Origin of the sequence: Curtobacterium sp. NPDC092190 (genome assembly GCF_044755625.1) — a bacterium.
Taxonomy (GTDB): domain Bacteria; phylum Actinomycetota; class Actinomycetes; order Actinomycetales; family Microbacteriaceae; genus Curtobacterium.
Window position 1 is genome coordinate 1 of the sequence record NZ_JBIVRJ010000010.1, and the last position, 10,904, is coordinate 10,904.

Annotated in this window: 10 protein-coding genes; 5 read left to right on the forward strand and 5 right to left on the reverse strand. The window is 72.9% G+C overall.

Annotated features, from left to right (window positions below; translation table 11 throughout):
* Positions 1-180: 180 nt before the first annotated feature.
* Entirely contained in the window at positions 181-1,368 is a 1,188-nt protein-coding gene (locus ACIQFY_RS15980) for a hypothetical protein (RefSeq protein WP_400340904.1), read from the forward strand.
* 20 nt (positions 1,369-1,388) lie between these two features.
* Here the strand turns inward: ACIQFY_RS15980 and ACIQFY_RS15985 are convergent, their stop codons facing one another.
* From ACIQFY_RS15985 to ACIQFY_RS16005, 5 genes are all read right to left on the reverse strand, one after another.
* Positions 1,389-2,015, reverse strand: a complete 627-nt coding sequence (locus tag ACIQFY_RS15985; RefSeq protein WP_400340906.1) for a response regulator — start codon at positions 2,013-2,015, stop codon at positions 1,389-1,391.
* Positions 2,012-3,217: a sensor histidine kinase gene (locus tag ACIQFY_RS15990; protein ID WP_400340908.1), complete on the reverse strand. Its 1,206-nt coding sequence runs from the start codon at positions 3,215-3,217 to the stop codon at positions 2,012-2,014. The genes ACIQFY_RS15985 and ACIQFY_RS15990 overlap by 4 nt, the downstream gene beginning before the upstream one ends.
* 53 nt (positions 3,218-3,270) lie before the next feature.
* Positions 3,271-4,104, reverse strand: coding sequence for an ABC transporter permease (locus ACIQFY_RS15995; protein ID WP_400340909.1), 834 nt, complete (start codon positions 4,102-4,104; stop codon positions 3,271-3,273).
* Positions 4,101-4,946: an ABC transporter ATP-binding protein gene (locus ACIQFY_RS16000; RefSeq protein ID WP_400340911.1), complete on the reverse strand. Its 846-nt coding sequence runs from the start codon at positions 4,944-4,946 to the stop codon at positions 4,101-4,103. Before ACIQFY_RS16000 ends, ACIQFY_RS15995 begins: the two co-directional genes overlap by 4 nt.
* A 137-nt stretch (positions 4,947-5,083) precedes the next feature.
* A complete protein-coding gene (locus ACIQFY_RS16005; protein ID WP_400340913.1) occupies positions 5,084-7,519 on the reverse strand; it encodes an ATP-binding cassette domain-containing protein in 2,436 nt (811 codons plus the stop codon).
* A gap of 216 nt (positions 7,520-7,735) precedes the next feature.
* Between ACIQFY_RS16005 and ACIQFY_RS16010 the strand changes: the two genes are divergently transcribed.
* The 4 genes from ACIQFY_RS16010 (at position 7,736) to ACIQFY_RS16025 (ending at position 10,734) form a co-directional block, all read left to right on the forward strand.
* Positions 7,736-8,578: a hypothetical protein gene (locus tag ACIQFY_RS16010; protein WP_400340915.1), complete on the forward strand. Its 843-nt coding sequence runs from the start codon at positions 7,736-7,738 to the stop codon at positions 8,576-8,578.
* Positions 8,571-8,876, forward strand: coding sequence for a hypothetical protein (locus ACIQFY_RS16015; RefSeq protein WP_400340916.1), 306 nt, complete (start codon positions 8,571-8,573; stop codon positions 8,874-8,876). The genes ACIQFY_RS16010 and ACIQFY_RS16015 overlap by 8 nt, the downstream gene beginning before the upstream one ends.
* A gap of 32 nt (positions 8,877-8,908) precedes the next feature.
* Positions 8,909-9,727: a hypothetical protein gene (locus tag ACIQFY_RS16020; RefSeq protein ID WP_400340918.1), complete on the forward strand. Its 819-nt coding sequence runs from the start codon at positions 8,909-8,911 to the stop codon at positions 9,725-9,727.
* Between the two features lie 74 nt (positions 9,728-9,801).
* Positions 9,802-10,734 (forward strand): NADP-dependent oxidoreductase, encoded by a 933-nt coding sequence (locus ACIQFY_RS16025; protein WP_400340920.1) that lies wholly within the window; start codon positions 9,802-9,804, stop codon positions 10,732-10,734.
* Positions 10,735-10,904 lie beyond the last annotated feature (170 nt).

Consider the following 10,904-nt stretch of genomic DNA (forward strand, 5'->3'; position numbering starts at 1 on the left):
AGGGGGACCTTGTGGGAGAGTAGGACGCCGCCGGACTCAACTTCAGCAACACCAGGAAACCCCTGACCGTGATCGGTCAGGGGTTTCCTGCGTTAACCGGCCGACCCGCATCCAGGCTGATGCTGTCGTGTGTTTGCCGGCTCTTCGAGTCGTCGGACAGGATGATCGTGTGGGGGACTGGTGATCACGATGATCTGCGGGGAGCCGACACTGCCGTGGCCGGACGTGCGGTGGGACCGTCTGGCGATCGTCGGCAACCTCGTGCTCGAGGTTCCGGACGACTGGTCGGCGATCGCAGGGCCGGGTGTGGTCGAGCTCGTACGTGCCGGGTCGACCATCACCCTGCGCCACGTTCATGCGCGTGGTGCCGACCCTGCTGTGGGGTTCGCAGCCGTGACAGCGGATGACCACGAGGCGCTGCTCATCGAAGGCGCTCCGGAGCGGTTGACCGTCCTGCGGAGCACGGGAACGATCCTCGACGTCCGGTACGGCAGTGTCGGGTCGACAGCAGTACGCATCGCGTCCCGCGGGCCGATCGACGAGTGGCCGCTGGCGGTGCAGGTCGTCGACGACGTGCTGCGGTCGCGATGGTCGACCGCCTCGGTGGAGCGATCAGCGGCGATCCCGCCGCCAGACCGCGTCGTCCGCGCGGGCTCCAGGAGCGGCAGCGCTGCGTCGGAGGGGCGTGATCGTGCGGCGGCGCTGCTCACGGTCCGTGGGCCGGACGGGTTGTTCGAGCACCTCGTGCGGGTGGAGGACCGCGGGGTCGTCCCCGGACGGGTCCGACGGTCGGAGGTGGGCAGAGCTGCTCGCGCTGCCGGTCTCACAGGACGCTTCGGTGCGCTGACGTCCGCCGGTGCCGCGCTGCTGCGTCCGGCGCACGGCCCGGAGGACCTGCTCGTCGTCGAGTCCCGGACGCGCGACGTCGTGACGAGGCGATGGCGCGCGTGGCTCGAGAAGGGTTCGGCACTCGTCGTCGAGGACGGCGACGGGCACAGCGCGATGGACGTGATCCCGCACGGGCAACTCAGCCGGGAGCTCCTCGCGTGGTTCGGCGTCGATCCGAGCTGGGTGATCGAGGACGAGGAGCCGGCGACGGTCCCGCTCGCCGCCCTGGACGATCGTGGCGGTCCGTGCCCGAGCGAGGTCGGGTGGATGCAGGCTGCCTGGCCCGTCCGCGACTGGCACACCGTCCGCGGGTGGGGCGAGCGCCGGCAGTTCGCAGTGCTGTCGATCGTGGTGCCGGGCATCGGTGTCTTCGACCGGGAGATCGACGGCGACACGGTCACCATGCGGCCGTCCTCGCCGGCGTCGTTCGCGCGGGACGTCGTCCGGTTCCTCACGGTCGAGCGGCGGGACCCGGCCTGAGCGCAGGCGTCTGCCGCGCCTCAGGGCAGCAGTCCGAGCTCCATCGCGCGGGTGACCGCTCGGGTGCGGTCGTTCACGCCGAGCTTCTCGAACACGTGCCCGAGGTGCGTCTTCACCGTGGTCTCGCTGACGAAGAGCGTGCGACCGATGGCGGGGTTCGAGTTCCCCTGCGCCACGAGCTGGAGCACCTCGAGCTCGCGTGGGCTCAGCGCCGGCCCGACCGGGGCCCTCGCGGTGGTCCGGCGCACGAGCGCTGCAGCTGCGGAGGGCGCGAGTGCGGTCTCGCCCCGGGCGGTTGCGCGGAGGCCCGCGAGGATCTCGGACTCGGGCGCTGCCTTGAGCAGGTAGCCCGAGGCGCCGGCCTCGATCGCCGCCAGGATCTGGTCGTCGGACTCGTACGTGGTCAGGATGAGCACGCGGATGCCCGACTCACGCGCGAGGATGCGTGCCGTCGCCTCGTCCCCGTTGCACCCGGGCATGCGCAGGTCCATGAGCACGACGTCGGGACGCTCCGCCAGGACGGTCGCGACGGCTTCGTCACCGTCGCTGGCCTGGCCGATCACCCGGACGTCGTCGGCGTCCTGCAGCAGGGCGACGATGCCCGCGCGGACGATGGGGTGGTCGTCCGCCACCACGACCCGGATCACCGTGCCGCTCCCGTGGCGGTCGGCTGCGCCGGTGCGGACTGGAGGCTGGGCTCGGCTCCGGTGGGCACGGATGCCTCGACCACGGTGCCGGTCCCCGGCGCCGACCGCACGACGCACGTCCCGCCCGCCAGGGCCAGCCGGTCGCGGAGCCCGCGCAGGCCGTGCCCGGCGGTCGGAGCGTCGGCGTCGAAGCCGACGCCGTCGTCCTCGACACGGAGGACGATGCGCGGACCGTCCACGTGCAGTGCGACGCGGGCCGAGGCCGCACGGGCGTGCGCGCGGACGTTGGCCAGGGCCTCCTGTCCGACGCGGAGCAGGACCACCTGCGCGTCGCGGTCGAGCGGGCAGTCCGGGGCGTCGACCGCGACCGGGATGCCCGTCTCGCGGGTGAAGCGCTCACCGAGTCGGTGCAGTGCAGCGCCGAGGCCGTCGCTGGCGACCCCGGCTGTGCCAGCCGCGACCAGGACCCGTGATTCCTCGAGCGCGGTCCGGGCGGACTCCTCGAGCACGGCGAGGCGCTCGTCGAGCCGGTCGGGCCGGTCGGCGGCGAGGTCGGCGCGTGCCCGTTCGGTGAGCATGACGATGCCGGCGAGGTCCTGCGCCACGGTGTCGTGGAGCTCGCGGGCCAGGCGTTCCCGTTCGCTCGTGACCCCGGCAGCGCGGTTCGCCTCGGCGAGGGACTGCTGCGTCGCCTCGAGCTGCTCGATGAGCCTGCGGCGCTCGTCGGACAGCCTGGCGATCCGGGAGATCCAGAGCCCGAGCGCGCAAGCGCCGAGGACGCTGATCGCTTCGATGATGATCGTGCCGGCGAGGGCGTCCATGCCGGATGCGATCTGCAGGCCGACGCCCGACGCGATGCCGATGGCGACCGAGACCCAGACGGCGGTGCGGATGCGCTCGACCTGGCACCATGCCACGGGGAACAGGACGGACTGGATGAACGCGGTGCTCGGTACGACCGCGGGCAGCGCGAGGGCGACGACCACGAGCAACGGCACGAAGGCTGCTGCGGCGCGGGGCTCGTCGTACCCACGCCAGCCGTACGTCACGTACGCCAGGGTGAGCAACCCGAGGGCGACGAAGGCCGGCCAGCGTGACGGCCAGGGCGACCAGTCGGTGGCTGCGATCACCGACACGAGCGCGACGGCGACTGCTACCGCGACGTGCAGTCCCCAGTTGCGGTGCCTGGTGAGCCGGTCCATGCCGACAGCATCCCATCGAGTGCGGCCGGTGCGGGCGTTCTCCGCAGGCACGATCAGGAGTCCCGCCGGTTCCACCGGAACGTCAGGAGGCAGGCGACGGTACCGACGACCAGCCATGCTGCCAGGACGAGGGCTCCGAGTCCGAGGTGCCACGCGCCTCCCGGCTCGGCGGACGCGAACGCCTCCGGCAGGAAGACCGAGCGCATGCCCGATGCCATCCAGCGCAGCGGGAACACGCTCGCGACGGTCTGCAGCCAGTCGGGCAGCTGGGTGAAGGGGAGGTACACGCCGGAGATGAACTGCAGGACCAGGACGATCGGGACGACCGTGGCGGTGGCGCGGCGGCCCTCGCGGGGGAGCGCCGAGATCGCGATGCCGAGGACGCTCGCCGTCGCGACACCCAGGAGCATGATGCCGGCGAACCGCGCCCACGCACCGCCGTCGGTCGGCAGGTCGACGCCGAAGACGACGCCCGCGACGACGAGGAGCAGCGCGGTCTGCACGATCGAGGTCACGAGGACCATGCCGATCTTGCCGACGAAGTAGCTCACGACCGGCAGCGGGGTGCCGCCCAGGCGCTTGAGCGTCCCGTCGCTGCGCTCGCCGGCGATGTCCACGCCGAGTGCCTGCGTGCCGGAGAGCAGGAAGCCGGTGGCGACGAGTCCGGGCAGGTAGTAGGTGGCGTAGTCGACGCTGACGCCCGGCCCCGCCTGGATGTCGTCGGCGCTGCTGAAGGCCACCGAGAACAACGCGAGCATGACGATCGGGAAGAGGAAGGTGAAGAAGACCGAGTCCGGTGCGCGGAAGTACGACCGGAGCTCGTACGCGATGCGGTGGGCGCCGAGGCGGATGCTGACTGCGGGGTTCATGCTGACTGCGGGGTTCATGCTGCGTGCTCCGAGATCATGGTGAGGTAGACGTCCTCGAGCGAGGGTCGGACGACCTCGAGCGCGTGCATCGGGGTCGTGGTGCTCCGGACCAGTGCGGTCGGGTCGGTCGTCCGGCGCTCGTGCCGCGCGCCGGTGTCGTCCTGCCACCGGACGATCGGGGTGCGTGCGTCCTGTCCGCCGATCGCGTCGATGGGGGCGACGTCGAGCAGTCGTCCGCCGGCGAGCACGGCGGCCCGGTCCGCGAGGTGCGCCGCTTCGTCGAGGTAGTGCGTGGTGAGCAGGACGGTGGTGCCCTCGGCGCTGACGCTCCGGATCAACTGCCAGAACTGCCGGCGGGCCTCGGGGTCGAAGCCGGTGGTCGGCTCGTCGAGGAACAGGACCTCGGGCCGACCGATGATCCCGAGTGCGACGTCGACGCGGCGGCGCTGCCCTCCGGAGAGGCGGCTGATGCGGGTGTTGCGCTGGGCCTCGAGTCCGGTGGCGGCGAGGAGTTCGTCCACGGGGCGGCTGCGCGGGTACATGTGACGGAAGTGCTGCAGCTCCTCGGCGACGGTGACGTTCGGGGACTCGCCGCTGGTCTGCAGGACGATGCCGACGCGGGCGTTGTGGCTGCGACTGGCGTGCGCGGGGTCGTGCCCGAGGACCCGGACCTCGCCGCCGGTGCGGGATCGGAAGCCTTCGAGGATCTCGACCGTGGTGGACTTGCCGGCACCGTTCGGGCCGAGCAGGGCGAAGGTCTCGCCGGCGTCGATCGTGAAGGAGACGTCGTCGACGGCGGTCTTGCCGCCGGGGTACTGCTTCGTGAGGTGCTCGACCGTGACTGCCGGTGTGGTGGACATGCGTCCAGCCTGGCGGGCGGCTGGCTCCGGCGGATCGGAGGGGCGGGCGGAGGTGCATCCTCCGATCGGAGGATGCCGCGCGGCGGCGGGTGGCGGACGGGAGGCGCGGGGCGGGCTGGTGACGCGCCTCCCGTCCGTCAGCTCCCCAATGCGGCCCGCAGGTACGGAGCGGTACGGCTCGCGGCGCTCGCCGCGACCTCGTGCGGGGTCCCAGCGGCGACCACCTGGCCGCCCTCGTCACCACCGGCCGGACCCATGTCGACGACGTGGTCCGCCTGCGCGACGACCGCCATCACGTGCTCGACCACGACGACGGTGTTGCCCGCGTCGGTGAGCCGCTGGAGCTGCGCGGTGAGGAGTTCGACGTCCGCCGGGTGCAGGCCCGTGGTCGGCTCGTCGAGCAGGTAGAGCGTGTGACCGGTCCGTGCGCGTTGGAGTTCGGTGGCGAGCTTGATGCGCTGGGCCTCGCCGCCGGACAGCTCCGGCGCGGGCTGCCCGAGTCGGAGGTAGCCGAGGCCGACGCTGCGCAGGGCATCCAGCGCGCGGGCGGCGGCGGGCAGGTCGGCGAGGGCGTCCGATGCCTCGTCGACGGTCATGCCGAGGACGTCAGCGACGGTCGAGCCGGCCCGGCGGACCTCGAGCGTCTCGGCGTTGTACCGGGCACCGTGGCACTCCGGGCACGGCGCCCAGCTGCCCGGAAGGAACAGGAGCTCGACGGAGACCGAGCCCTCGCCCTGGCAGACCTCGCAGCGGCCGCCCTCGACGTTGAACGAGAACCTGCCGGCGGTCCAGCCGCGCTCCCGGGCGTCGTCGGTCGCGGCGAAGGCCTGCCGGACGGCGTCGAACATGCCCGTGTAGGTCGCGAGGTTCGAGCGGGGTGTGCGGCCGATCGGCTTCTGGTCGACCTCGACGACGCGGGACACGAGCGGGTGCTGCGTCGCGACCGACGGCAGCACGCCACCGACGAGCGACGACTTGCCCGAGCCGGAGACCCCGGTCACCGCGGTCAACCCCCCGAGGGGCAGGTCGACGTCGAGCCCGTTCCCGTCCTGGCCACGCAGGTTGTGCAGGGTGAGGCCACGGAGTTCGAGCGTGCCCACGGGTTCGCGCTGCTCGTGCTCGACGGGGGCGGTCCGGGGCTGCAGGTAGCGCCGAGTGACGCTCTCGGGGACGTCGGCCAGGCCCTCCGGCGGCCCGCTGTACAGCACCCGCCCGCCGCCCGGACCGGCCCCGGGGCCGACGTCCACGATCCAGTCCGCACGCCGGACGATGTCCATGTCGTGCTCCACCACGAAGACGCTGTTGCCGCTGGCGCGGAGGTCGTCGAGGACCTGCACGAGGGACTCCGCGTCCGCCGGGTGCAGCCCCGCGCTCGGTTCGTCGAGCACGTAGACCACGCCGAACAGCCCCGACCGGAGCTGCGTCGCGATCCGCAGGCGCTGCGTCTCACCGGGGGAGAGCGTCGGCGTCGCCCGGTCGAGCCCGAGGTACCCGAGGCCGAGTCCGACGAGCACCTCGACCCGACCGAGCAGGTCCGTGGCGATCGACTTCGCGACCTCGGACCGCTCCCCGGACGTCACACGGCTCTGCGCGGGCGACGGGTCCTTCAGCTCGGCTGCGGGGCGCAGGACCTCGGCCACCTGTGCGAGCGGCAGTGCGTTGAACGCGGCGACCGACAGGCCGCCGAACGTCACCGCGAGGGCTGCCCGGGTCAGCCCGGAGCCGTGGCAGAGCTGGCACGGGCCGGACTCGACGAAGCGCAGGGCCTTGTTCCGCTGCGTCTCGCTCTGCGAGTCGGCGAGGGTGTGCAGCGTGTACTGCCGTGCGCTCCAGAACCGGCCCTTGTACGGCTTCGCCACCCGGTCGCGCTTCGGGTGGACCTCGACGACGGGCTGCTCCTCGGTGAAGAGCAGCCAGTCGCGGTCCTCCTGCGGGAGCTCCCGCCACGGACGCTCGATGTCGTAGCCGAGCACCGCCGTCACGTCGCGGAGGTTCTTGCCCTGCCACGCACCGGGCCAGGCGGTGATCGCGCCCTCGCGGATGGACAGCGACGGGTCGTGCACCGCCGAGGCCTCCGTCACCTCGTGCGCGGTACCGAGGCCGTGGCAGCGCGGGCACGCCCCGGCGACGGTGTTCGGCGAGAACGAGTCGGAGTACAGCTGCTCGGCGCCCTCGGGGTAGGTGCCGGCGCGCGAGTAGAGCATGCGGACCGAGTTGCTCAGCGTCGTCAGGGTGCCGACGGTCGAGCGGGTGCTCGGGGCGCCGCGGCGCTGCTGCAGGGCGACCGCCGGGGGCAGACCCGTGATCTCGTCGACGTGCGGTGTCGAGCCCTGCGCGATGAGCCGTCGGGCGTACGGCGCGACGGACTCGAGGAAGCGACGCTGTGCCTCGGCGAAGACCGTGCCGAACGCGAGGCTCGACTTGCCCGAGCCGGAGACACCGGTGAAGGCGACGATCCGGTCGCGGGGGATGTCGACGTCGACGTCCTGCAGGTTGTGTTCACGGGCGCCACGGACGCGGATGAACCCGTCGGACGACGACGGCTGGTCGGCAGGGTGGTGCGGGGCGGGCATTCGTTCGAGCGTAGGCGGATCGGCCGAGCGCCGTTCCGGACCGCTCGTCCGCACCCCGGCGGGTGCTGCTCCGGACGCGACCGGGAGACGGACGGGAGACACGGGGCGGGCTGGTCACGTGCCTCCCGGCCGGTGCGTGCGGACGGGAGGCGCGGGGCGGGCTGGCCACGTGCCTCCCGGCCGGTCGGTACGGTGGTCGTGGGGAACGGGGGATCGATGGTCGACGACGTCGCGTGGTCGCCGCCGAGGCGGCGGAACGGCACCTGGTGGATCGTGGCGAGCGGGCTGCTGCTGCCCGCGGGGTGGATCGCGTGGCTGCTCGTCGCGCTCGCCGGGTACAACGGCGCGGGGAACTCCACCCACACGCTCTCGGGGCAGACCGGGGGGAGCATCGTGGTCACGGTCGTGTGCGCCGGCGTGCCGCTGACCGGACTGGTCCTGCTGCTGGTGCAGCGTCAGCGCGACCGGTCGGTGACGCTGGTCGGGCCGATCGGGTGCGCGGTGTTCGTGGTCCTCGCGGCCGTGACGCTCGGGTACCCGACGACGCGGGTCGCGCAGAGCTGGGCGGCGGAGGAGGAGCAGCGGGCGCAGCCGCCGACCGCGACCGAGACGAGTCGGACGCCGGCGCAGGCCGAGCGGGACCTCGCGGCCGTGGGGGAGCGCGCGGTGCGGGCGATGGGCGGTGACCCGGAGACAGGCGACGTCGTGCAGCTCCCACGCGGCTGCTCGCTGTCCAACCTCGAGCAGGGCACGGAGTACACGTGGCGGTGGTCCTTCCCCGCCGATGCGGACGCGGATGACGAGCCGCAGACCGAGGCGGATCGCAAGGCCGACCTCCTGCCCCAGGACCAGGCCGAAGCGCGTCTGGCTCCGGTCCGCGAGGTCTTCCTCGACGCCGGGCTCCGTGACGCCGATCCGCTCGGGTGGGACATCAGGGTGGTCGGTGACGAATGGCTCGCGGAGGGGAACGCGGGCGTGACCCGGACCTCGGGTGACGTGATGATCGAGACGACCTGCCTGGCCGGAGGGCCCGGCGACGGGTACGAGGACGATGAGTGAGCGCGTGACGGGCGCTGCGCCGGGACGTCGAGCACCGGTCAGCGTGTGGGTCGCACTCGTGGTGGCCGCCGGCTGCACCGTGTACGAGCTGCTCGCGGGCGCCCTCGTCGAGTGGACCGGGCTCGGCTTCGTGCCGCTGCTGTTCGTGCCGCCGCTCTACCTGGCGGCGATCCTGCTGCTGATCTGGGTCGGGCAGCAGGGGATCCGGGTGGCGCGGGCACTGGCGATCGTCGTGGGGATCGTGCTCGCGGTGTCGTTGCCGGTCGCGGTGGTCGTGGCGATGCGGACGTGGAACTGAGCGGTGGCGATCGGACGAGTGAGGGGGGACGGATGACCGACGCGGGACAGACGGCCGGCACGGAAGAGCCAGCCGGGGCCGGGCGCTCGGACCACCCGTCGCGACGGGCGCCGAGCGGTGCGTGGATCGCGGGGAGCATCCTGGCGTTCGTGGTCGGGAGCCTCGTCATCGTGTACGCGATCGCGACGACGGCGGCGCCGACGGTCGAGCAGCGGGCGACCGTGCAGGGGCTCGCCGCGGCGTTCGTCACCGGTGGACTCATCGCGGTGCTCGTCCCGGCGACCGCGATCGTCTCCCTGGTGATCGCCGCGAAGCGAGGACGGACCGGGGCCGCTGCCGGCATCGCCGTCTGCGGGGCGCTCGGCGCGATCGCGATGCTGACGATGGCACCCTTCGCGCTGCTGTCCGTGGGCGAGGCGCAGGCTGACGCAGCACGACGGGCAGCACCGCCGACCGCACTCGAGACCAGCCGGACGCCCGAGCAGGCGGAAGCCGGACTCGTCGAGCTGGGAGGACGGGTCGTCGGCGCGCTCGGACAGGAAGCACCGACCGACGACCAGGTCAGCGTCGACGTCCGACCGTGTCGGCTCGACAACTCCGACGACGGCGTCCTGGTCCACTACTCCTGGCGTGGTCCCGGCGCCGACGACCCGGATGGGACGCCCGAGCAGACGAAGGCATCCGTCGCACCGGCGGTCCGGTTCCTGCAGGCCGAGGGCTTCGCGGTCGGCACCCGGTTCGTGGGCGGGGGCGTCGTGATGCTCGACCGTGACCAGGGGATCTCCGTCGACCTGTACAGCGCTGACCGCGTCGAACTCGGATCGCCCTGCCTGGTCGACACGGGCGGCTGACCGTACCCACGGGGTTGTTCGCTCCTGCAACGTCCGCTGAGTCCACGGACCCGGGGGCGGGTAGACCGGAGGACATGAAGGCCGTCGGAGTCGAAACGTTCGGAGGGCCCGAAGCCCTCGCCGTCCACGAGGTCCCGGAGCCCCACGCCGGCTCCGGCACCGTCCGCATCAGGGTGCAGGCGTTCGCCGTGAACCCCACGGACACCGGCGTCCGCGCAGGGCAGCGTGACTCGTCCGAGGCCTCGCCGCCGTACGTGCCGGGCATGGACGCCGCCGGCGTCATCGACGAGGTCGGCGACGACGTCGAGGGCTGGCAGGTCGGGGACCAGGTGATGGCGATGGCCCTGCCGCTCTCCGAGCACGGCGGCGCCTACGTGGAGTACCTCGTCGCGCCGGTCGGGTCCTTCACACGGATACCGGCGGGGCTGTCGATCGAGGAAGCCGCGACCGTCCCGATGAACGGCCTGACCGCGTTGCAGATCCTCGCCCGCGCGGAGCTCTCGCAGGGCGACACACTCGCGGTGACCGGATCCGCGGGGCTGCTCGGCAACTACGTCGTGCAGCTCGCGGAGCAGCGGGGCATCACGGTCATCGCCGACGCAGCGCCGAAGGACGAGGACCTCGTGCGGTCCCTCGGGCCGGACCACATGGTGCGCCGCGGGGACGGCTTCGCCGCAGCCGTGCGCGGCATCGTGCCGGACGGCGTCGACGCGCTCGCCGATGCCGCGGTGCAGCGGGACGAGGTCGTCGACGCGGTACGCGACGGCGGGTTCTTCGCGGACGTGCGGGGCTGGGAGGGCAACGGTGCTCGCGGGATCCGGTTCGAGCGGATCATGGTCTTCTCCGAGTACACGTCGTTCGACCTGCTCGAGGAGCTGCGGCAGGCGGTGGAGGACGGGGTCCTCGTGCCGCGGGTCGCCGAGGTACTGCCCGCGTCGCGTGCTGCGGAGGCGCACGAGCGGCTGGAAGCCGGCGGGACGCGGGGGCGGTTCGTGCTCACCTGGTGAGTGCGGGTCGCGGTCGCGACCAGATGACGGACGGGAGGCGCGGGGGCCCCGGGGCCCCCCCCCCCCCGCCCCCCCCGGGGGGGGGGGGAGCCAAGGCCCGGCCGCCCCCGTAGGGGGGGGTGTACCCCCAAAAAGTACGGGGTAACCAGGATAGGGCGCCGCCGGCGGCC

Excerpts from the sequence above, each read along its gene's own strand:
- ACIQFY_RS16010 (WP_400340915.1), top strand. The coding sequence starts at position 7,736 with ATGGTCGACGACGTCGCGTGGTCGCCGCCGAGGCGGCGGAACGGCACC.
- ACIQFY_RS16005 (WP_400340913.1), bottom strand. The coding sequence starts at position 7,519 with ATGCCCGCCCCGCACCACCCTGCCGACCAGCCGTCGTCGTCCGACGGG.
- ACIQFY_RS16020 (WP_400340918.1), top strand. The coding sequence starts at position 8,909 with ATGACCGACGCGGGACAGACGGCCGGCACGGAAGAGCCAGCCGGGGCC.
- ACIQFY_RS15995 (WP_400340909.1), bottom strand. The coding sequence starts at position 4,104 with ATGAACCCCGCAGTCAGCATGAACCCCGCAGTCAGCATCCGCCTCGGC.
- ACIQFY_RS16025 (WP_400340920.1), top strand. The coding sequence starts at position 9,802 with ATGAAGGCCGTCGGAGTCGAAACGTTCGGAGGGCCCGAAGCCCTCGCC.
- ACIQFY_RS16000 (WP_400340911.1), bottom strand. The coding sequence starts at position 4,946 with ATGTCCACCACACCGGCAGTCACGGTCGAGCACCTCACGAAGCAGTAC.
- ACIQFY_RS16015 (WP_400340916.1), top strand. The coding sequence starts at position 8,571 with ATGAGTGAGCGCGTGACGGGCGCTGCGCCGGGACGTCGAGCACCGGTC.
- ACIQFY_RS15990 (WP_400340908.1), bottom strand. The coding sequence starts at position 3,217 with ATGGACCGGCTCACCAGGCACCGCAACTGGGGACTGCACGTCGCGGTA.